Source organism: Micromonospora sp. NPDC050686, assembly GCF_040654475.1.
Classification (GTDB): Bacteria; Actinomycetota; Actinomycetes; order Mycobacteriales; family Micromonosporaceae; genus Micromonospora.
This window is the reverse complement of the sequence record NZ_JBFAID010000013.1, coordinates 19,839-40,064: the sequence shown is the minus strand read 5'-3', so window position 1 is coordinate 40,064 and position 20,226 is coordinate 19,839. Positions and strand designations below refer to the sequence as shown.

Sequence of the window (20,226 nt, the reverse complement as noted above, 5' to 3'; positions counted from 1 at the left end):
GCGGGGGCCCCGCCTCTACCGAATGCGTTAAGCGGGGGCGCCGCCTTTCACTTCACCAGCCGCGGTCGGCGAGGCGGTGGGGTTGGGGGATCTCGTCGACGTTGATGCCGACCATCGCCTCGCCCAGGCCACGGGAGACCTTGGCCAGCACGTCCGGGTCGTCGTGGAAGGTGGTCGCCTTGACGATCGCGGCGGCCCGCTGGGCCGGGTTGCCGGACTTGAAGATGCCCGAGCCGACGAAGACGCCCTCGGCGCCGAGCTGCATCATCATCGCGGCGTCGGCCGGGGTGGCGATGCCGCCGGCGGTGAAGAGCACCACCGGCAGCTTGCCGGTCTCGGCGACCTCCTTGACCAGCTCGTACGGCGCCTGCAGCTCCTTGGCCGCGACGAACAGCTCGTCGGCTGGCAGAGATTGGAGGCGGCGGATCTCCTGGCGGATCTTCCGCATGTGGGTGGTGGCGTTGGAGACGTCACCGGTGCCGGCCTCGCCCTTGGAACGGATCATCGCCGCGCCCTCGGTGATCCGGCGCAGCGCCTCGCCCAGGTTGGTCGCGCCGCAGACGAAGGGCACGGTGAACGCCCACTTGTCGATGTGGTTGGCGTAGTCGGCCGGGGTGAGCACCTCGGACTCGTCGACGTAGTCGACGCCGAGCGACTGGAGGATCTGCGCCTCGACGAAGTGGCCGATCCGGGCCTTGGCCATCACCGGGATGGAGACGGCGGCGATGATGCCGTCGATCATGTCCGGGTCGCTCATCCGGGACACCCCGCCCTGGGCGCGGATGTCGGCGGGCACCCGCTCCAGCGCCATCACCGCCACCGCGCCGGCGTCCTCGGCGATGCGGGCCTGCTCGGGCGTCACCACGTCCATGATCACGCCGCCCTTGAGCATCTCGGCCATGCCGCGCTTGACCCGGGCGGTGCCGACGACGGGACCGGTTCCGGGGTTCGGTGAGGTGGTTTCGGACACGGGGCATCGCTCCTTGGACACGGCGGAGTGGTTCGGGGAAAATGCTATGCCCGGGTCAACGCCGCTCCGACAGCCAATCAGACCCCCGGTGGCCTGCCCTGTGGCCCCGATCACCCCGAGGGGTGCGGGGCGGCGTCAGCCGGTGGGGACGTCAGCCGGGACGGCGAGGGTCGGGTCGTCGATGTCGAAGTAGCGGGGCCAGCTGTGCCGCCGCCCCATCCGGAACAACCGCACCACGGGCCGGCCGCGGGCCGAGCGGGCGTCCCGCACCAGGTCGGTGTGCACCTGGCGGGCCAGGGCCAGTCGCCGGCTCGCCGCGATCACCGCCGCGCAGTCCCGGTCGGCCGGATCGAGGTCCACCGTGCGCAGCTGCCGGGTCAGGTCGTTCTCCGCCGCCTCCCGCTCGTCCGGCACGGCGTCCAGCGCGATCCGGGCCGCCGCGTACAGCTCGACGCCGTAGCGGCGCTCGGCGAGCACCGCGGCGGCCGCCGCGCGGCGCAGCAGGTGGGCGTCGAGCGCGCGGGCCGCCAGCTCCGCCCGCGCCTGCAACCGTTCGACCCGACCGGCGGTCCAGATCAGGTACGCCGCCACCAGCCCGAGCACCAGGCCCGTACCCACCAGCCACCACATGCCCGGCATCGTAGTGCCGCCGGGTTCCCGATCATCGGGGACGCGGCGGCCGTCACGTGAACGTCACATCCGTTCAGGGCAGGCCGGCCCACTCCTGATCGATGACCCGCCCGTCGGTGGCCTCGATCGCGGCCGCGTACACCTCCACCACCCGGCGGGCCACCACCGGCCAGTCGAAGTGCGCGACCACCTGGTCGCCGCACGCGGTCAGCTCGGCCCGCCGGGCCGGCTCGTCGAGCAGCTCGGCCAGCGCCGCGCGCAGCGCCACCGCGTCGCCGGTGGGGAAGAGCCACCCGGCCCGGCCGCCGTCGAGCACCCGGCGGAACGCCTCCAGGTCACTGGCGACCACCGTGGTGCCGGCGGCCAGCGCCTCGGTGAGGATCATCCCGAACGACTCGCCGCCGGTGTTCGGCGCGACGTACAGGTGCACGCTGCGCAGCATGCGCGGCTTCTCCGCCTCGGGGACCAGGCCGAGGAAGGTCACCCGCTCCCGCAGCTCGGCGGGGAACCGCGCGTAGAGGTCGTCCCGGTCGCCGGGGCCGGCCACCAGCAGGCGCAGCCCCGGGCGGTGCGGGGCCAGCGCGACGAAGGCGTCCCGCAGGATCGGGAAGCCCTTGCGCGGTTCGGTGAACCGGCCGAGGAAGCCGACGGTCCCGCCGTGGCCGGGGCCGCACTCCCCCGGCCAGCCGGGCAGCGGGCGCGCCCCGGCGAACCGGGCCACGTTCACCCCGTTGGGGATCTCCACCGCGCCGCCGTCCATGTGCTCGACCTGCACCTTGCGGGCCAGTGCGCTGACCGCGATCCGCGCGGTGATCCGCTCCAGCACGATCCGCAGCGCGCCCTGCGCGGCGGCCAGCACCCGGGACCGGGTCATCGCGGTGTGGAAGGTGGCCACCACCGGGCCCCGGGCGCAGAGCACGGCCAGCATGGACAGGCTCAGCGTCAACGGCTCGTGCACGTGCAGCACGTCGAACTCCCCGCGGTTGATCCAGCGCCGCACCCGGGCGGTGGAGACCGGGCCGAACGCGATCCGGGCCACCGAGCCGTTGTACGGCAGCGGCACCGCCCGCCCCGCCGGCACCACGTATGGCGGCAGCGGGGAGTCGTCGTCGGCCGGGGCGAGCACGCTGACCTCGTGCCCCAGCCCGATCAGCGCCTCCGCCAGGTCCACCACGTGGTTCTGCACCCCACCGGGGACGTCGAGGGAGTACGGGCACACGATGCCGATCCGCACGTCAATGCCTTTCGTCCGCGCCCGTGGGGTTCCGTCGCGCCACGTCCACCGCGGCGCCCACTCAGACCGAGCCGGTGGCGGCCGGCCGGGTCGGGGCCGCCCCACCACCCGGGCCGGGTTGGTCGAGCCACATCCGCTGCAACATGTGCCAGTCTTGCGGATGCCGGGCGATGCCCGCCGCCAGACCGTCGGCAATCCGCTGGGTCAGCACCCTGACCCGCTCGTCCAGCGGGCCGGTCGACTCGTCCGGCAGCGGCAGCGGGCCGTCGAGCGACCCGCGGGCGGCGTCCGGCTCGTACCACATCGAGGCGACGTAGAGTGGGGCGCCGGTGCGCAGCGCGAGCAGCGCGCAGCCGGCGGGCATCCGGGTCCGGCCGCCGAAGAAGTCGACCTCGACGCCCCGGGCGGAGAGGTCCCGGTCGGACAGCAGCGGCACCACCGCCCCGGCCCGCAGCCGGTCCACCAGCACGTCGAACGCCGGGCGCGGGCCGCCGTGGGTGGGCAGGATCTCCATGCCGAGACCCTCCCGGAAGGCGACGAAGCGCCGGAACACCCCCTCCGGCTTGAGCCGCTCGGCGACCGTGGTGATCGGCCAGCCGGTGGCGGCCACCCAGGCGCCGGCGGCGTCCCAGTTCCCCGCGTGCGGCAGCGCCACCACCGCGCCCCGGCCGGCGGCCACGTCGGCGGCGAGCTTCTCCGCCCCGTCCAGCCGGAACCCGGCCAGGATCTGCTCCCGGCTCAGCGAGGGCAGCCGGAACGCCTCCAGCCAGTACCGGGCGTACGAGCGCAACCCGGCCCGGAGCAGGTCGTCCAGCTCGACCTCGGGCAGGTCGGGGCCGACCACCCGGCGCAGGTTGGCGCGGAGTCGGGCCGTACCCCGGCCGCCCTTGCGGTGGGCGCGGTCGGCGCCCGCCCGGAAGGCCGCGGCCGTCACCGGCCGGGGCAGCGCCCGGACCAGGCGCCAGCCGGCCACGTAGCCGAGCTCGGTGAGGTTCACTCCGGGTCGGCCAACCGGGCCTGCCGGTACACGTGCGCCATCCGCTGCCCGACCGTGAAGATCGACACGGCGGCGAGCAGCCAGAGCGCGATCTCCAGGGCCAGCGGCACGCCGAACCCGGTGAGCAGGCCACCCACCCCGACGATCAGCAGCCGCTCGGTGCGCTCCGCGATGCCCACGTTGCAGGTCATGCCGAGGCCCTCGGCGCGCGCCTTGACGTAGGAGACCAGCCCGCCGGCGGCCAGGCAGATCAGCGCGGCGGCGGTGCCGGCGCGGTCCCCCTCGGTGGCCAGCCAGTACGCCACCGCGCCGAAGACCGCGCTGTCGGCGACCCGGTCCATGCTCGAGTCGAGGAAGGCGCCGAACCGCGTCGAGCCGCCGCTCATCCGGGCCATCGTGCCGTCCAGCAGGTCGGTCAGCGCGAAGACCGTCACGATCAGGGCGCCGGCGACCAGGTGGCCGCGGGCGCCGAAGCCGAGGGCGCCGACGAGCACGCCGAGGGTACCGGTCACGGTGACCGCGTTGGGAGTCACGCCGGCGCGGAGCAGGCCGCGCGCGAGCGGCTCGACGACGCGGGTCATCCCCGCACGGGCCGACACTTGGAAGATCTTCGCCATGGCGGTCCCACGATAACGGCCGGCGATGTCGCGCGATACGGCCGGTCAGCCCCGAGGCTTGTGCCGGCCCGGCAAACGGGTGTGAGATCGGACCAGGCGGGTGAGCCAGCTCACCCCGCCACCCGTCCCGTAACCGCTTGGCAGCAGACCCCCGGAGGATATCGCCGCGGAACCCGCCCGGGCCGCTTCCCCGTCGCGCGCGGCGGTCGCCACCAACCACCGGCTGAGGGAGGTGCGCCCGATGGCGCATAGGAATCAGGAGAAGGGTGTCACCGGCGGCGCGCCGGTGGTGACCGGGCCCGACAGGGTTCGCAACGTGGTGCTCGTCGGGCACTCCGGCGCGGGCAAGACCACGCTGGTCGAGGCGCTGCTCGCCGCGACCGGCACGATCGGCCGGGCCGGCGGTGTCGTCGACGGCACCACGGTCTGCGACCACGATCCGGCGGCGGTCCGTCAGCAGCGCTCGGTGAGCCTGGCCTGCGCCCCGCTGGTGCACGACGGTGTCAAGGTCAACCTCCTGGACACCCCCGGGTACGCCGACTTCGTCGGTGAGCTGCGGGCCGGGCTGCGGGCCGCCGACGCGGCGCTGTTCGTGGTCTCCGCCGTGGACGGGATGGACGCGGCCACCGCGGCGCTGTGGGAGGAGTGCGCGGCGGTGGACATGCCCCGCGCGGTGGCGGTGGCCCGGCTGGACCACCCGCGCGCCGACTTCGACGAGGCCGTGGCCCTGTGCCAGCGGGTCTTCGGCGACAACGTGCTCCCGCTCTACCTGCCGATGCTCGGCGACGACGGGGTGTCGGTGGCCGGCCTGCTCGGGCTGATCACCCAGCGGGTCTTCGACTACACCGCCGGGCTGCCCGCCGACGTGCGCGAGCCGGACCCGGAGCATCTGCCGGCCATCGCCGAGTCCCGGAACGAGCTGATCGAGGGGATCATCGCCGAGAGCGAGGACGAGACCCTGATGGACCGCTATCTCGGCGGCGAGGAGATCGGCACGGAGATCCTCATCGAGGACCTGGAGAAGGCGGTCGCCCGCGGCCACTTCTACCCGGTGGTGCCGGTCTGCGCGGAGACCGCGGTCGGCCTCGACGCGCTGCTGGAGGTGCTGACCGCCGGTTTCCCGTCGCCGCTGGAGCACGACCTGCCCCCGGTCACCGGCGTGGACGGCTCGCCCCGGCCCCCACTGACCTGCGACCCGGACGGCCCGCTGGTCGCCGAGGTGGTCAAGACCACCGTCGACCGGCACGTCGGCCGGGTCTCCCTGGTCCGGGTCTTCTCCGGCACGCTCCGGCCCGACCAGGTGATCCACGTGTCCGGGCACGGCATGGCCGAGCGCGGCCACCCCGACCACGACGCCGACGAGCGGGTCGGCCACCTCTACAGCCCGCTGGGCGCGACCCTGCGCGAGGTGCCCGCCTGCGTGGCCGGTGACCTCTGCGCGATCACCAAGTCGGGCAGCGCGGAGACCGGCGACACCATCTCGGCCCGGGACGAACCGCTGCTGATCGCCCCGTGGGAGATGCCCGAGCCGCTGCTGCCGGTGGCGATCGTGGCCAAGAGCCGGGCCGACGAGGACGCCCTCGCGCGCAACCTGGCCCGGCTGGTCGCCGGGGACCCGACCATGCGGCTGGAGCGCAACCCGGAGACTCACCAGCTCGTGCTCTGGTGCATGGGCGAGGCGCACGCCGACGTGGTGCTGGACCGGCTGCGCAGCGGCGGGGTGGAGCTGGACACCGAGCCGGTGCGGGTGTCGCTGCGCGAGACGTTCACCGCCGGGGCCAAGGGGCACGGCCGGCACGTGAAGCAGTCCGGCGGCCACGGCCAGTACGCCGTCTGCGACATCGAGGTGGAGCCGCTGCCCCGGGGCGCCGGCTTCGAGTTCGTGGACAAGGTGGTCGGCGGGGCGGTGCCGCACAACTACATCCCGTCGGTGGAGAAGGGCGTCCGGGCCCAGATGGACCGCGGCCTGGTCGCCGGACATCCGGTGGTGGACCTGCGGGTGACCCTCGTCGACGGCAAGGCGCACAGCGTCGACTCCTCCGACGCCGCCTTCCAGACCGCCGGGGCGCTCGCCCTGCGCGACGCGGCCGAGAAGGGCCAGCCGGCGCTGCTGGAGCCGGTCGACGAGGTGGTCATCCGGGTGCCCGACTCGGCCGTCGGCGCGGTGCTGGGCGACCTGTCCGGCCGGCGCGGCCGGGTGCTCGGCACCGAGCCCGACCCGGACGGCGAGGGGCGCAGCCTGGTCCGCGCCGAGGTGCCCGCCACCGAGCTGCTCCGGTACGCGGTCGAGCTGCGCTCGATGACCGCCGGCGGGGGCACCTTCCGCCGGGAGTTCGCCCGCTACGACCCGATGCCCACCCACCTCGCCGACCAGATCCGCAAGGAACACACCGCCGCCCCCTGACCCCGCCCCTGGTGATCGCCTCGTTGATCATGGAGTTGGCCGGTTGGAGCGGCATTTTCCCGGCCGCACTCCATGATCAACCGGGCGGGCCGGGCCCGGGGGTGTGGCGGGGATCAGGGGCGGGCGGAGGGGATGGGGGGCATCGGCCAGTGCGGGCGGTCGGCGTCGCGCAGGGCGGCGGAGCGGACCGCGGCGAGGCGGCGCTCCACCTCCGCGAACTGGTCCGGCGCGAGCGGACCGAGGCCCAGCGCCGCGGCGTTCTCCTCGACCTGGGCCACGGTGCGGCAGCCGGGGATCGGCACCGTCCGGCCGCTGCGGGCCCAGATCCACCCCAACGCCCCCTGCGCGGGAGTACGGCCGTCCCCGGTCAGCGCGTCGCGGACCGCGGCGACCCGGCGCAGCCACTCCGGGGCGGGCCGGCCGCCGCGGAACCACTCCAGCCAGGTCGGCGCGCTGCCCCGTACGTCGTCGCGGGGCAGCGTGGAGCCCGCCCCGTACTTGCCGGTAAGCAGCCCCATGCCGAGCGGTCCCCGGTTCACGCTGGCCAGGTCGTACTTGTCGCAGACGGCGAGCAGCTCGGGCGCGTCGCGCAGCACCGACAGGCTGTGCTGCACGGCGGTGGCGTGCCTGCCCCGCTGGGCGAAGGCGGCGACCCGGTCGGCCCGGTCGGTGCTCCAGCCGTACCCCCGCACCAGGCCCTCGGCGACCAGCTCCTCGCAGGTGCCGAGCAGCGCCTCGACCCGCGGTACCGGCAGATCGCCCAGGTGCAGCTGGTAGAGGTCGATCCGGTCGGTGCCGAGGCGGCGGAGCGAGCCGGTCACCGCCCGCCGCAGGTACGCCGGGCTCGCGTTCTCCCCGGTGGCCTGCCGGGCGGACTCGTCGAACGTGTAACCCCACTTGGTGGCGACCACCGCCTCGTCGCGCCGGCCGGCCAGCGCCCGGCCGAGGACCCGCTCGCCGTGCCCCGCGCCGTACGTGTCGGCGGTGTCGAAGAACGTCACGCCGAGGTCCAGCGCCCGGCGTACCGCCCGGACGGACTCCTCGTCGTCCACCCGACCCCAGCCCAACGCCCGGCCCCCCTCGGACCAGGGGCCACCGATCGCCCAGCAACCCATGCCCAGGGCGCTGACCTCGATGCCGCTGCGGCCCAACGTCCGCGTCGTCACTGCCACCGGGGCATCGTGCCACCTCGACGGGGCGGGCGGGCCGGATCGTCACCGATGGTGCAATCATGACCACATGCGGCGCATGGGGGTGGACGTCGGAGGCGTGATCATCGAGCCGGCCGACTCCGACGAGGACACCTTCCACGCCCGGACCGGGATCGGGCCGGACCGGCTGCACTTCTGCCGGACCCGGCCGGAGAAGGGGCCCATCGCCGCCCGGCTCGGGCTCACCCACTTCGTCGACGACCGGCTCGAGGTGCTCGGCTACCTGGACACCGTCGGTCACCGGTACCTGTTCCGCCCGCGCCCGGCGGAGGTCGCCGCGCACGCGGGCCACCTCCCTGCCGTACGCCGGGTGGCGAGCTGGCCGGAACTGGTCGCCGCGCTGCGCGCGACCGGCTGACCCCGACGGACCGGGGATTCCCCGGCGGCCGGGGCCGATGCCGCGCGTCCGGTCAGGCCGGCCAGGCCCTGGCGAGCAGGTCGCGGGTGTCGGCGAGCAACTGCGGAAGGACCTTGGTACGGGCGATGACCGGCATGAAGTTGGCGTCGCCACCCCAGCGCGGCACCACGTGCTGGTGCAGGTGGGCGGCGATGCCCGCACCGGCCACCCCGCCCTGGTTCATCCCCAGGTTGAAGCCGTGCGCGTTGCTGACCCGGCGCACCACCCGCATCGCGTCCTGGGTGAACGCCGCCAGCTCGGCGGTCTCCGGCACGTCCAGCTCGGTGTAGTCGGCCACGTGCCGGTACGGGCAGACCAGCAGGTGCCCCGGGTTGTACGGGTACAGGTTGAGCAGCGCGAAGACACGCTCACCCCGGGCCACCACGAGGCTCTCGTCGGGCGGCAGATCCGGCGCCAGGCAGAACGGGCACCCGGTGGGTTTCTCGTAACCGGTCACCGGCCGGTCCTCACGGGAGACGTACGTCATCCGATGTGGCGTCCAGAGCCGTTCCAGGCCGTCCGGCAGACCGTCGTCGCGCACCGTCACGATTGTCATCAACTCCAGCAAGGCAGCACGGTCCTCGAACGTCAACGGCTCGGCATCCACCGTCGAGGCCGCCTTCGGGCGACAAGACTATCTGTTCCCGTGCCGGAGCCGCCCCTGCTGTCCTCGTCCCCGGCGCGCACGGGTACGCCTCGGCGCACGGCACACGGGTACGCCCCGCGTACCGCAGATGCGGGAGCGACGGGAATGCCAGCGGTGCGCACAGCGACGAGCACGTGCGAGACCGACGTTATCGCCGCTCGCCCAATTCCAATTCGGCAAAGCACAGCAGATGATCCGAAGGATTATCCAACAGTTCGACGCGCCGGACCCGAAAATGCCGCGATATCAGGATGTCGTCCGAGGCGAAGCCCTCGTGGGTGACCTGGTCGCCGACAACTCTCACATAGCCGGCACCTGGAGACATCGCGAGTTCACGGATGGGGGTGTTGAAGTCTCCGAACACGACGGTCGGCACGTCTTTGGAGGCTTCGAGCTCGGCCTGCACGGTCAGCCACAGGGAATCAAACCGTTCACTCGACGCTTCGGCCCTCATCCGCCGGAAGGGAAAAAGGTGAAGGTTCACCAGCACGACCGTACCGAACCGGGTTTGGCATTTCACCCGTTGGATGGCCTTCTTATGGACGCCTTCCCTGCGGCCGGCGACGACTATCGCTTCACCCTCCGGGTCGAGGAAGCGACTGGTTGGCTCGGACTGCGGATAACGGGCGAGCGTCGCCAAGCCGGACGCGGCCCCACCGAAGCCCGCCGGATGCAACGGCACGACACTTGCGAAACGAAGTCCGGTCCGCGTGGACATCGAGGAGAGAACTGCGGAGTTGCCGTCTTCGTCGAATGGAACCTCTTGCAGTGCGAGAATGTCGAGATCCAGGTCCTGGACAAATTTCCAGGCATCAAACGACTCGTCGGAAGCGGCTGACGATGCCTCCCGGATGTTCCACGTCGCAACCCGCAGCGTCATCCGATGGCCAGCCACAGCGCTCTCCGAAAGTCTTCTTGTTCCTGGCTTGTCGTCGGCGTCATGGGCGCGTGTCCCGATCGGCTCGATTGCGGCGTCGTCACGACGAGCGGGTAGTCGACGCGGGGGGACGAGGTCGTTACGAGTGTGAGCGCGCTCGACGAACAGGGCTCCGACGTGTGGTACACGCCGTGGCCAACGAAGTAGACGCTCCCCGCGCCCTGGGACTTCCTGTTGACAACCGAAACGCTGACGTGCTCACCGGTGGGCTCTCGAACGGTTCCAACTTGCGCTGGCTTCACCGTGAACAGCTGGGTCGGCTCCGCCACCGGGGCGGGGCGGACCTCGTACTCGGTGCTCCTGATCTCACCGCCGAGGACGTAGCTCGTGAGGTCCCAGAGGTGCGTGTGCGGCTCCTCGGAGAACGAGACGCTGGCCGGCCAGTGATGTATCCGAAGTTCCCTGCCCGCCGCGGTAGCGAGTCTGAGCTGGACGAAGCCCAGGACGTGCCGATGCATCCGGTCGGATGCGACCAATTGATCCACTCCGACTTCTCGCAGCGCCGTCAGCATCTCCGCAAAGGTGCGGGCCCGCTGACCGGAAAGCATGTAACTCGCGAAGCCGGCCACCTCATCCATAAGGACTCCTGCTGCTCGCCGCGACGTCTATCACTTCCTGCATGCCTGCATCCGACATCGAGCCCGTGCAGTTGACGCCCAGCCGGGTGAACCAGTCCCGGAGCGAATCCGGACGAATATCGGCGGGGAGTGGTGCCGCTCGGACACTGCGGACCTGCTTGCGCTCCAGCCGGAAGTCCTCCTTCATGAGAGCGTAGAAGGGCGCTTCCTTGGGAAAGACGAGCGCCGATTCGGTTGGATCCTCCGACGTGCGGATCGCAAAGGACTCGTTGATCTCGAGCCGCGTGAGCGCACATGTCTGCTTGAGGCCCACCTCCACCTCAAGCAATGGTTCCCGGTCGCGCCACTGGAAAGCGACCAGTATCGTAGCCAGGATCTCGTTTCGGACGGACGACTCGGTCCAGGTCTGCCCCCGGCCCGAGCGTCTGGCGCTGCGCAGTTCCGCATAGGTCGAGCAAACGGCCTCGCAGTCCGGGTCCAGAGTGAGCAGGACAATTGACCGAGCAGAGTTCGATTGCCTTGACGCGGCCGCGAGTTCAGGTATGACGACGGCTCGGTTGAATCGACCCAAGCCTCCCGTGAACCACCAGAAGGTGGTCGACCGCCGGCCCTCCTCAAGGGCCGCCGCGCGGTCCCGCCCGCTGACGACCTTTACTTCACGAGCGTCCGGCACCGGGGGAAAGAGCCACAACAGGACACCGGCGGCGACCAGAAAGGCGATCAACGAGGTCAACAGATTCGCCACCACGTTGGCCCCGACGGCCTTGAGATTGTCCACCTTGTTGCCGGTCGCAGGCAGCAGCAGGTACTCAATCAGCGCTAGGAGGAGCAGGCAGAGGGCAGCCAGACCGAACAATGCCCTACGGAGATACCTGCTCTCAGGAAGCCGCACACCGCGAAGGATACGGTCGGCCACTAACGAGTGGAAGACCTCGATGCCTGGCAGCGGCTATCTGTCCGACACTCGTCACCGTCGCAGCTCAGCCCGCCGCGGACGGGCCGGTGTTGGTGCGGGAGTTGACCACGTCGAGGACGTGGGCGACCGCCTCGGCCAGCGGCACGCCGTTGCGCTGCGACCCGTCCCGGTAGCGGAACGAGACGGTGCCGGCGGCCACGTCGTCGTCGCCGGCGATCACCATGAACGGGATCTTCTGCTGCTGGGCGTTGCGGATCTTCTTCTGCATCCGGTCGTCGCCGAAGTCGACCTCGGCCCGGATCCCCTGCTTGCGCAGCGTGGAGACGAACTCCTGGAGGTAGTCGGCGTGGTCGTCCCGGATCGGGATGCCGACCACCTGCACCGGGGCCAGCCAGGCCGGGAACGCGCCGGCGTAGTGCTCGGTGAGTACGCCGATGAACCGCTCGATCGACCCGAACTTCGCACAGTGGATCATGACGGGCTGCTGCCGGGTGCCGTCCGCCGCCTGGTACTCCAGCCCGAAGCCCTTCGGCTGGTTGAAGTCGTACTGGATGGTCGACAGCTGCCAGGTCCGGCCGATGGCGTCCTTGGCCTGCACGGAGATCTTCGGGCCGTAGAAGGCCGCGCCGCCCGGGTCGGGCACCAGGTCGAGCCCGGTCTCCCGGGCGCACTGCTCGAGCACCTCGGTGGCCGTCGCCCAGTCGGCGTCGGAGCCGACGAACTTTTCCGGCTTCGACTCGTCCCGGGTCGACAGCTCCAGGTAGAAGTCGTCGATGCCGAAGTCCTTCAGCAGGCTGAGCACGAACCCGAGCAGGTGCTTGATCTCGGCCGGCGCCTGCTCCCGGGTGCAGTAGGAGTGCGAGTCGTCCTGGGTCAGACCGCGCACCCGGGTCAACCCGTGCACCACGCCGGACTTCTCGTACCGGTAGACCGACCCGAACTCGAACAGCCGCATCGGCAGCTCACGGTAGGACCGCCCGCGCGACCGGTAGATCAGGTTGTGCATCGGGCAGTTCATCGCCTTGAGGTAGTAGTCCGCGCCCTCGAGCTCCATGGGCGGGTACATGCCGTCGGCGTAGTACGGCAGGTGGCCCGAGGTGTGGAAGAGCCCTTCCTTCGAGATGTGCGGGGTACCGACGTACTGGAAGCCCTCCTCGATGTGGCGGGCCCGGACGTAGTCCTCCATCACCCGCTTGATCACGCCACCCTTGGGGTGGAAGACCGCCAGGCCGGAGCCGATCTCGTCGGGGAAGCTGAACAGGTCCAGGTCCGCGCCGAGCTTGCGGTGGTCGCGCCGGGCGGCCTCCTCCAACAGCCTCAGGTACGCCTTGAGCTCGTCCCGGGTCGGCCACGCGGTGCCGTAGACCCGCTGCAACTGCGGGTTGCGCTCCGACCCCCGCCAGTACGCGGCGGCCGAGCGCATCAGCTTGAACGCGCCGATCAGCCGGGTGTTCGGCAGGTGCGGGCCGCGGCACAGGTCCGACCAGCAGACCTTGTCCTCACCGGCGGCGAGGTTGTCGTAGATGGTCAGCTCACCGCCGCCGACCTCCATCACCTCGGAGGAGTCCAGCCCCTCGCCCTTGACCTCGATCAACTCCAGCTTGAACGGCTCGGCGGCCAGCTCGGCCCGCGCCTGCTCCAGGCTGTCGAAGCGGCGCCGGCGGAACCGCTGGCCGGACTTGACGATCTCCTGCATCCGCTTCTCCAGCCGGGCCAGGTCGTCCGGCTGGAACGGCTTGTCGACCGCGAAGTCGTAGTAGAAGCCGTTCTCGATCGGCGGGCCGATGCCGAGCTTCGCCTCCGGGAAGACGTCCTGCACCGCCTGGGCGAGCACGTGCGCGGTGGAGTGGCGCAGCACGTTCAGCCCATCCGGGGTGTCCAGGGCAACCGGCTCGACGCTGGTCTCCTCGGCCGGCGTCCAGTCCAGGTCGCGCAGCTGGCCCGCCGGGTCACGGACCACCACCACGGCCTTCGGGCCGGTCATCGGCAGGCCGGTCGCGGCCACCGCGTCGGCCGCCGTCGTCCCGGCGGCTACGACGACGGGGTCGGCCACGACGGGGGTACGGGGTGCGGACACGCTGGACTCCTCGAGAAGACGCGGACATACGGGCACCGCCGGTGACGGCTGGTGACGATGCTATCGGTCGCCCGGTTCCACCCGGGCGTCGGTCTTGTCGGGTCCCACCTCGCCCGTCCGGGGTCGTGCCCCGGCGGATTGAACCTTTTCGGCCCGCCGTGCGAACCATCAGGTGTGGCCGGAGCCGGTGCCGGCCGGCGAGGGAGGGAACGCGGATGACGAGAACCCGTGGTCGCGGGCGGGTACGGGCGCTCGCCGCCCTGGCCGCCGCCGTGCTGGGGGCGCTGGCCGGGCCCGGTGCGGCGCTGGCCGACGTGACGGTGAGCCCGGACCGGGCGGAGCGGGGTGGCGCGGTCGAGCTCACCTTCGTGGTGCCCGAGGAGCGGGCCGGCAGCCGCACCGAGCGGATCGAGGTGCGGCTGCCGGCGGCGGCGCCGATCGCCGAGGTCTTCCCGATGTCGGTCCCGGGCTGGGGTCCCCGGCTGACCTACCGCGAGCTGGAGCAGCCGGTGCCCGGCATCCACGGCGGGCAGGTGGACACCGCCACCGCCTCGGTGATCTGGACCCGGGGCACCGGCGCGCCGGCCGGCCCGGCTCGGCTCGGACTCTCCCTCGGGCCGCTGCCCGAGACCGACCGGCTCGCCTTCGAGGTGATCCAGACGTACGCCGACGGCACGGTGGTCCGCTGGGCCGACCCGGCCGGCGGGCCGCGGCCGGCGCCGGCGCTCGCCCTGGCGGCGGCCCGGCGCAGCACGGCCGGGCACGACGCCGGCGCGACCGGTCCGGGCACGAGCGGGCACGACGCGGGCGCGACCGGGCCGGGTGCCGCGGGGCACGGCCCGGTGGTCGCCGGTGAGCCGGACGGGGGACGGCCGGCCGGCGGCGACGGGCCGAGCGCCGACCTGCTGCTCGGCGGCGGGCTGCTGGCCGGGCTGGGTGGTGGCGCGGCGCTCGGCTGGGCGGCCAGCCGCTGGCGGCGGCGACCGGCACCGGACGGCGAGCCCAGGCACGGCGAGCGGGCGGACGGCGAGCGGGCGGGCGGCGAGCCCACGGGCGGCGAGCCCGCGGGCGGCGAGCCCGCGGGCGGCGAGCCCGCGACCGCCGCGGACACCGAACCTGCGGGCGGCACGGCTGCGGGCGGCGAGCCGGCGACCACCGAATCCGCCGGCACCGAACCTGCGGCCGGTGCGGCTCCGGGTTCCGCCCGGCGGCAACCGGTGGCCCTGGTGTCCGGAACGGCTGGACGGCCCGGGTCCTAGGGTCATGGCGGCTTCCGCCCCGCCGGGGTGCCGGGTGCAGTCAGCCGAGCCAGTCGGGCAGCGGTTCCCGGGCGGCCAGCCACTGCGCCGGCACGCCGCCGGGGGTGCCGACGCCCGCGTACGCGGCCACCACGGCACCGGCGATCGCCGCCGTGGTGTCGACGTCCCCGCCGGCCTCGACGCAGGCCCGTACCGCTGCGGGGTAGTCCTCAAGGTGGGTGGCCGCGACCCAGAGGGTGAACGGGACGGTGTCCTGCGCGGTCACCCGCGCACCGTTGCCCAGCGCGTCGACGGCCCGGGGCAGCGGGCCGCCGAGCAACGCTGCCGCGCGGCGTACCCCCTGGTGGACGTCGCCGGTGGGGTCGAGGGCGGCGGCCACCGCGGCGAGCAGCCGGGCCGGCGCCGGGCGGTCCCCCGTCAGCCGGGCCCGGGCGGCCAGCGAGGCGGCCACGGCGACCGCCACCGCCCCGGCGATCCCCTCCGGGTGGGCGTGGGTCACCTCGGCGGAGGCGCGGGCCTGGTCGGCGGCGCGGCGGGTGGAGTCGGCGAACCACGCCCCCAGCGGCCCGACCCGCATCGCCGCCCCGTTTCCGCACGAGCCCTGCCCGTCGAAGGCGGACGCGGCGGCCACCGGCCACGGGGTGCCGGCGCGGATCAGCTCCAGGATCCGCACCGCCCCGGCGCCGTAGCGTCGGGCCGGGTCGTAGCGCCGGGCGAACGACACGGCCAGGTCGTCCCGGTCCACCGCGCCGGTCTCGGCGAGCACCCGCAGCACCGAGCAGGCCATCTCGGTGTCGTCGCTCCACGGCCACGGGCCGGGCGGCGGCTCGCGCCACGGGGCCGCCGCCTGCCCGGGGACGAAGAAGGTCGCCCCGAGGGCGTCGCCGACCGAGAGCCCGGCCAGCGCGTCCCGGGCCAGCGCCGCGCGGGTGTCGGGAAACAGGGTGAACGTCATCGCCGTCCCAGCTTGCCGGGTCGCCGGAAGCGCCGCAACGCGCTCGACTTGCCATCCGAAGTACGGTCTTGACGTGGCCACCGTGCTCCTGGTCGAAGACGACCACGTCGTCCGCGGCGCGATGCTCCGCTCCCTCACCGACCGGGGGCACGCCGTGCACGCCGTGGGCACCGCGCTGGACGCGCTGCGCCGGGTCGCCGCGGAGACACCCGACCTGGTGGTTCTCGACCTGGGCCTGCCCGACCTGGACGGGTCGGACGCGCTGCGGATGCTGCGCGGCATCACCGACGTGCCGATCATCATCGCCACCGCCCGCGACGACGAGCAGTCCGTGGTCCGGCTGCTGCGGGCCGGCGCGGACGACTACATGGTCAAGCCGTTCACCGGGGCGCACCTGGACGCCCGGATCACCACGGTGCTGCGCCGGGTGGGCCGGGCCAGCCGTACGGTGCAACCGGCCGTGCACACCGTGGGTGGGCTGCGGGTGGACGTCGGCGAGCGCAGCGCGGTGCTCGACGGGGAGCCGTTGGCGCTCACCCGCAAGGAATTCGACCTGCTGGCGTATCTCGCCGCGCGGCCCGGACGGGTAGTGTCCCGCCGGGAACTCTTGGAGGAGGTATGGCGGCAGCCGTCGGTCGGCGAGGATCAGACCATCGACGTTCACCTGTACTGGCTCCGGCGCAAAATGGGCGAGTCCGCGGCGAAGCCCCGCTACCTGCGCACCGTGCGGGGGGTGGGTTTCCGGCTGGTGGCCCCCGACTGAGGACGGCGCTGGCCGGGCTGACTGCCGGCATGTGCAGCCTGGTCGCCCTGGCCTTCCTCGTCCCGCTCGGGATCAGCCTGCGTAACGAGGCCCGCGACGAACTGCTCGCCGACGCCGGCCGCCGGGCCGCCCTGGTCACCGGCGCGCTCGCGGTCAGCAGCGAGCCGGCCGCCGTACGCCGGGCGGTGCAGGCCAGCGGCGACTCCCCGCAGACCCGCGCGGTCGTGCACGGCCTGACCGACGCGCCGGCCGGGCGGGCCGGCGAGGCGGAGCTGGACCGGGCCCGCGAGGATCGGCGGTCCGTGGTCGCCGACGTGCCGGGCGGGGTGATCCGGCTCGACCCGGTGGTGCTCGGCGACCGGGTCGCCGTGATCGAGGTCTTCGTGCCGAAGGACCAGCTCGACTCCGGCGCCGGGGGGACCTGGCTGCTGCTGGCGGCGGTGGCGGTCGCTTTGGTCGGCGCGTCGGTGGTGGTGGTCGACCGGGTCGCGGCCCGCGCCGTCGACGCCACCGGGGAGCTGGTCCGGGCGGCGCGCGCGCTGGGCGACGGCGACCTGGGCGTACGGGTGACGCCGAGCGGCCCCCGGGAGCTGGCCGAGGCGGGTCACGCCTTCAACCGGATGGCCGACGGGATGGTGGCGGCCCGCGCCGACGAGCGGGAACTGGTCGCCGACCTCTCCCACCGGCTGCGTACGCCGCTGACCGCGTTGCGCCTCGACGCCGAGGCGCTGGAGTCCGACGACACCAGCATCGGCACGTTCACCGAGGCGGAGTTGGACCGCCGGCGCGGTATCCGCCGGATCCGGCAGGCCATCGCCACGCTGGAGGGCGAGGTCGACCAGCTGATCAAGACCACCCGCAAGGCGGTGACCCACGAGGCCGCGACCGGCAGCTGCGACGTCAGCGAGGTGGTCCGGGAGCGGATGGTGTTCTGGTCGGCGCTCGCCGGCGACCAGCAGCGGGCGCACCGGGTGACCGGCGCCCAGCTGCGGATCCCCGCCCCGGTGCCGCGTGCCGAGCTGGCCGCCGCGCTGGACGCGGTGATCGGCAACGTGTTCCGCTACACCCCGCAGGGCACCGCGTTCGAGGTGGCGGTGTCCCGCCGGGACGGGTGGGTGGCGATCCGGGTCGACGACGCCGGCCCGGGCATCCCCGACCCGGACCGGGCGCTGCGCCGGGGCACCAGCGACCGGGGCTCGACGGGCCTGGGCCTGGACATCGCGAAGCGGGTCGCGTTGCAGGCCAACGGTTCGGTGAGCATCGACCGGGCCCGGCTCGGCGGCGCCAGCGTGGTGATGCTGCTCGCCGACCCGGACGCCACCCCGCGGCAGGTGAGCCGGTTCGGGCTGGTGGGGCGGATGGCCCGGGAGGCGCGGGAGCAGAAGACCGGCCGGCGCTGGCCCCGGCAGCGCGCCGAGGACGCCTGAGCCGGTTCTGCGAGCCCCGCAGTAGTCGGGAACGAACAAGGAAGCTCGATGGCTGTGGCCGAACGCAAGTCTTCCTTAGATCCGGGTTAACCCCGGCGGCGAACCGGCCGCGAGCTGACAGGATCAGATCCGAACCCATCAGTTCCGCCGGCCACACGCCCCGTTCCACCCAACGGCCGGTGGAGCGCGCGCGGCGGGAGTCGGTCCCCCCACACCTGGCTCCCGCCGCGCGCCACTCCCACCCCGCGCCGGCTCAACGCCCGGTCGCCACCAGGTACGCGTCGATCTCCCCGCTGATCCGCGCCTGCTCCGCCGGCTCCAGGAACGACGCGGTCACCGCGTCCCGGGCCAGCCCGGCCAGCCCTTCCGGCCCGACCCCGAGCAGCTCGGCGGCGACCGCGTACTCGTCGTTGAGGGTGGTGCCGAACATCGGCGGGTCGTCGGAGTTGATGCTCACCAGCACCCCGGCGTCGACCAGTTGCCGCAGCGGGTGCTCGGCGAGCGTGGGCACCGCCCGGGTGCGCACGTTGGACGTGGGGCAGACCTCCAGCGCGATCCCCCGCTGCGCGAGGTACGCCAGCAGCTCCGGGTCCCGGGCCGCGGAGATGCCGTGGCCGATCCGCTCGGCGCCCAGGTCGCGCAGCGCGTCCCAGACGGTCTGCGGGCCGGTGGTCTCCCCGGCGTGCGGCACGGAGCGCAGGCCGGCCGCGCGGGCCTGGTCGAAGTACGGCTTGAACTGCGGCCGGGGCACCCCGATCTCCGGGCCGCCGAGACCGAAGCTGATCAGCCCGTCGGGGCGTTCCTGCAGCGCGATCCGCAGCGTCTCCTCGGCGGCCGGCAGGCCGGCTTCACCGGGGATGTCGAAGCACCAGCGCAGCGCGATGCCGAAGTCGGCCTCGGCCCGCTTGCGGGCGTCCTCGATCGCCTCGCAGAAGGCGGGCGCGGGGATGCCGCGGTGCACGTGCGAGTACGGGGTGACGGTCAGCTCGGCGTACCGGACCTGCTGGCGGGCCAGCTCGCGGGCCACTTCGTGAGTGAGGAGCCAGACGTCCTCGGGGTCGCGGATCAGGTCGACCACGCTGAGGTACACCTCGATGAAGTGTGCGAAGTCGCGGAACGCGAAGTAGTCGGCGAGCTTGTCCGGGTCGGCCGGGACGGGGCTGCGCCCCTCGTGCCGGGCGGCCAGCTCGGCGACGATGCGGGGCGAGGCGGAGCCGACGTGGTGCACGTGCAGCTCCACCTTGGGCAGTCCGGCGATGAAGGTGGGCAGGTCGGTCACGGGTTCTCCTCTGCGTGGGCGCCGGTACGGGCCACCACGAAGACGCGGCGGAACGGAAAGTACACCCGACCTTGCCGCACCGGGTACGCCTCGGCGAGGGCGGCCCCCAGCTCGGCGCGGAAAGCCGACCAGCCGGCGGCGTCCAGCGCGGCCCGCACCGGGCGCAGCGCGGTCCCCTCCATCCAGGTCAGCACCGGGTGGTCCGCGCCGGCGGCGGCCGGCAGCAAGTGCAGGTAGGTGGTCTCCCAGGCGTCCACCGTGCAGCCGGCGCCGGTCAGCAGCGCCGCGTAGCCGACCGGTTCGTCCACCGGGGCCGCGCGCAGCAGCGGGGCGAGGGTGGCCGCCCAGCGCGGCCGGCCCGCCACCTCGCGCAGCGTGCGGTGCGACGGCGCGTCGAAGTTGCCGGGCACCTGGCAGGCGAGCCAGGCGCCGGTGGGCAGCTCGGCCGCCCAGCGGGTGAGCAGTTCCTGGTGGCCGGGCACCCACTGGAGGACGGCGTTGCAGACCACCACGTCCAGGTCCGGCTCCGGGCGCCAGGCGCGGACGTCGCCGACGGTGAAGGAGATCTGCTCGGCCCGGGTCAGGGCGCCGGCCCGTTCGATCATCTCGGCGGAGGAGTCCAGGCCGGTGATCCGGCTGCCCGGCCAGCGGTCGGCGAGGGTGGCGGTCAGCGTGCCGGGGCCGCAGCCGAGGTCGGCCACCGCCCGGGGGCGCTCGGCCGCCACCCGGGCGAGCAGGTCGTGGAAGGGGCGGGAGCGCTCGTCGCCGTAGCGGAGGTAGGTGCTCGGATCCCACATGACAGCCTCCAAACCGTACGTACGTCTTGCTAAGACCGTACGGCCCGGCGCGCGTCCGGGCAAGCGGATCATTCTTGCCTGTCTTGTCATGCCCTCACGGCCCTCGCTGCGCTCGGTGCGTTCGGTCCTGAC

The 20,226-nt window shown here is 73.2% G+C and carries 19 protein-coding genes; 5 read left to right on the top strand and 14 right to left on the bottom strand.

Going from position 1 to position 20,226, the window contains the following annotated elements:
- Positions 1–52: 52 nt before the first annotated feature.
- The 5 genes from pdxS to pgsA form a co-directional block, all read right to left on the bottom strand.
- On the bottom strand, positions 53–970 hold the full coding sequence (gene pdxS, locus AB0H57_RS12160) for a pyridoxal 5'-phosphate synthase lyase subunit PdxS (protein WP_357505453.1): 918 nt from the start codon (positions 968–970) through the stop codon (positions 53–55).
- 135 nt (positions 971–1,105) lie between these two features.
- On the bottom strand, positions 1,106–1,609 hold the full coding sequence (locus AB0H57_RS12155; RefSeq protein WP_357505451.1) for a hypothetical protein: 504 nt from the start codon (positions 1,607–1,609) through the stop codon (positions 1,106–1,108).
- Positions 1,610–1,673: 64 nt separating this feature from the next.
- Complete coding sequence (locus tag AB0H57_RS12150) at positions 1,674–2,834, bottom strand: glycosyltransferase family 4 protein (protein WP_357505449.1); 1,161 nt, start codon at positions 2,832–2,834, stop codon at positions 1,674–1,676.
- Positions 2,835–2,895: 61 nt separating this feature from the next.
- Positions 2,896–3,831: a phosphatidylinositol mannoside acyltransferase gene (locus tag AB0H57_RS12145; protein ID WP_357505447.1), complete on the bottom strand. Its 936-nt coding sequence runs from the start codon at positions 3,829–3,831 to the stop codon at positions 2,896–2,898.
- Positions 3,828–4,448 carry a phosphatidylinositol phosphate synthase gene (pgsA, locus tag AB0H57_RS12140; RefSeq protein WP_357505445.1) on the bottom strand — a complete coding sequence of 207 codons (621 nt, stop codon included), beginning with the start codon at positions 4,446–4,448 and terminating at the stop codon, positions 3,828–3,830. Before pgsA ends, AB0H57_RS12145 begins: the two co-directional genes overlap by 4 nt.
- 241 nt (positions 4,449–4,689) lie before the next feature.
- Here pgsA and AB0H57_RS12135 point away from each other — a divergent pair, with 241 nt between their 5' ends.
- Complete coding sequence (locus AB0H57_RS12135) at positions 4,690–6,852, top strand: elongation factor G-like protein EF-G2 (protein WP_357505443.1); 2,163 nt, start codon at positions 4,690–4,692, stop codon at positions 6,850–6,852.
- 113 nt (positions 6,853–6,965) lie between these two features.
- Here AB0H57_RS12135 and AB0H57_RS12130 read toward each other — a convergent pair whose 3' ends face one another.
- Positions 6,966–8,024, bottom strand: coding sequence for an aldo/keto reductase (locus AB0H57_RS12130; protein WP_357505441.1), 1,059 nt, complete (start codon positions 8,022–8,024; stop codon positions 6,966–6,968).
- A gap of 67 nt (positions 8,025–8,091) precedes the next feature.
- Here AB0H57_RS12130 and AB0H57_RS12125 point away from each other — a divergent pair, with 67 nt between their 5' ends.
- Positions 8,092–8,421 (top strand): hypothetical protein, encoded by a 330-nt coding sequence (locus tag AB0H57_RS12125; RefSeq protein ID WP_357505439.1) that lies wholly within the window; start codon positions 8,092–8,094, stop codon positions 8,419–8,421.
- A 52-nt stretch (positions 8,422–8,473) separates the two neighbouring features.
- Here AB0H57_RS12125 and AB0H57_RS12120 read toward each other — a convergent pair whose 3' ends face one another.
- From AB0H57_RS12120 to thrS, 5 genes are all read right to left on the bottom strand, one after another.
- A complete protein-coding gene (locus tag AB0H57_RS12120) occupies positions 8,474–8,947 on the bottom strand; it encodes an HIT domain-containing protein (protein ID WP_357505584.1) in 474 nt (157 codons plus the stop codon).
- 307 nt (positions 8,948–9,254) lie between these two features.
- Positions 9,255–9,986: an endonuclease/exonuclease/phosphatase family protein gene (locus AB0H57_RS12115; RefSeq protein ID WP_357505437.1), complete on the bottom strand. Its 732-nt coding sequence runs from the start codon at positions 9,984–9,986 to the stop codon at positions 9,255–9,257.
- On the bottom strand, positions 9,983–10,621 hold the full coding sequence (locus AB0H57_RS12110) for a hypothetical protein (RefSeq protein ID WP_357505435.1): 639 nt from the start codon (positions 10,619–10,621) through the stop codon (positions 9,983–9,985). The genes AB0H57_RS12115 and AB0H57_RS12110 overlap by 4 nt, the downstream gene beginning before the upstream one ends.
- On the bottom strand, positions 10,614–11,513 hold the full coding sequence (locus AB0H57_RS12105; RefSeq protein WP_357505433.1) for a hypothetical protein: 900 nt from the start codon (positions 11,511–11,513) through the stop codon (positions 10,614–10,616). Before AB0H57_RS12105 ends, AB0H57_RS12110 begins: the two co-directional genes overlap by 8 nt.
- An 88-nt stretch (positions 11,514–11,601) precedes the next feature.
- Positions 11,602–13,614: a threonine--tRNA ligase gene (gene thrS, locus AB0H57_RS12100; RefSeq protein WP_357505431.1), complete on the bottom strand. Its 2,013-nt coding sequence runs from the start codon at positions 13,612–13,614 to the stop codon at positions 11,602–11,604.
- Between the two features lie 215 nt (positions 13,615–13,829).
- On the opposite strand from thrS, the gene AB0H57_RS12095 reads away from it, so the two are divergent.
- Positions 13,830–14,873: a DUF1775 domain-containing protein gene (locus tag AB0H57_RS12095; protein WP_357505429.1), complete on the top strand. Its 1,044-nt coding sequence runs from the start codon at positions 13,830–13,832 to the stop codon at positions 14,871–14,873.
- A gap of 40 nt (positions 14,874–14,913) precedes the next feature.
- Here the strand turns inward: AB0H57_RS12095 and AB0H57_RS12090 are convergent, their stop codons facing one another.
- A complete protein-coding gene (locus AB0H57_RS12090; RefSeq protein WP_357505427.1) occupies positions 14,914–15,828 on the bottom strand; it encodes an ADP-ribosylglycohydrolase family protein in 915 nt (304 codons plus the stop codon).
- 73 nt (positions 15,829–15,901) lie between these two features.
- On the opposite strand from AB0H57_RS12090, the gene AB0H57_RS12085 reads away from it, so the two are divergent.
- Positions 15,902–16,591, top strand: coding sequence for a response regulator transcription factor (locus tag AB0H57_RS12085; protein ID WP_222957637.1), 690 nt, complete (start codon positions 15,902–15,904; stop codon positions 16,589–16,591).
- 29 nt (positions 16,592–16,620) lie between these two features.
- Complete coding sequence (locus AB0H57_RS12080) at positions 16,621–18,018, top strand: HAMP domain-containing sensor histidine kinase (protein ID WP_357505425.1); 1,398 nt, start codon at positions 16,621–16,623, stop codon at positions 18,016–18,018.
- A gap of 253 nt (positions 18,019–18,271) precedes the next feature.
- Here the strand turns inward: AB0H57_RS12080 and AB0H57_RS12075 are convergent, their stop codons facing one another.
- Both AB0H57_RS12075 and AB0H57_RS12070 read right to left on the bottom strand, forming a co-directional pair.
- The gene (locus AB0H57_RS12075) at positions 18,272–19,297 is read right to left on the bottom strand and encodes an adenosine deaminase (RefSeq protein WP_357505423.1); all 1,026 of its coding nucleotides are present in this window, start codon (positions 19,295–19,297) and stop codon (positions 18,272–18,274) included.
- The gene (locus AB0H57_RS12070) at positions 19,294–20,094 is read right to left on the bottom strand and encodes a trans-aconitate 2-methyltransferase (protein WP_357505420.1); all 801 of its coding nucleotides are present in this window, start codon (positions 20,092–20,094) and stop codon (positions 19,294–19,296) included. The genes AB0H57_RS12075 and AB0H57_RS12070 overlap by 4 nt, the downstream gene beginning before the upstream one ends.
- Positions 20,095–20,226: the final 132 nt, after the last annotated feature.

Coding starts and splice junctions, on each gene's coding strand:
- AB0H57_RS12155 (WP_357505451.1), bottom strand. CDS start 1,609: ATGCCGGGCATGTGGTGGCTGGTGGGTACGGGCCTGGTGCTCGGGCTG.
- pgsA (WP_357505445.1), bottom strand. CDS start 4,448: ATGGCGAAGATCTTCCAAGTGTCGGCCCGTGCGGGGATGACCCGCGTC.
- AB0H57_RS12135 (WP_357505443.1), top strand. CDS start 4,690: ATGGCGCATAGGAATCAGGAGAAGGGTGTCACCGGCGGCGCGCCGGTG.
- AB0H57_RS12125 (WP_357505439.1), top strand. CDS start 8,092: ATGCGGCGCATGGGGGTGGACGTCGGAGGCGTGATCATCGAGCCGGCC.
- AB0H57_RS12120 (WP_357505584.1), bottom strand. CDS start 8,947: ATGACGTACGTCTCCCGTGAGGACCGGCCGGTGACCGGTTACGAGAAA.
- AB0H57_RS12115 (WP_357505437.1), bottom strand. CDS start 9,986: ATGACGCTGCGGGTTGCGACGTGGAACATCCGGGAGGCATCGTCAGCC.
- AB0H57_RS12110 (WP_357505435.1), bottom strand. CDS start 10,621: ATGGATGAGGTGGCCGGCTTCGCGAGTTACATGCTTTCCGGTCAGCGG.
- AB0H57_RS12095 (WP_357505429.1), top strand. CDS start 13,830: ATGACGAGAACCCGTGGTCGCGGGCGGGTACGGGCGCTCGCCGCCCTG.
- AB0H57_RS12090 (WP_357505427.1), bottom strand. CDS start 15,828: ATGACGTTCACCCTGTTTCCCGACACCCGCGCGGCGCTGGCCCGGGAC.
- AB0H57_RS12080 (WP_357505425.1), top strand. CDS start 16,621: ATGTGCAGCCTGGTCGCCCTGGCCTTCCTCGTCCCGCTCGGGATCAGC.
- AB0H57_RS12070 (WP_357505420.1), bottom strand. CDS start 20,094: ATGTGGGATCCGAGCACCTACCTCCGCTACGGCGACGAGCGCTCCCGC.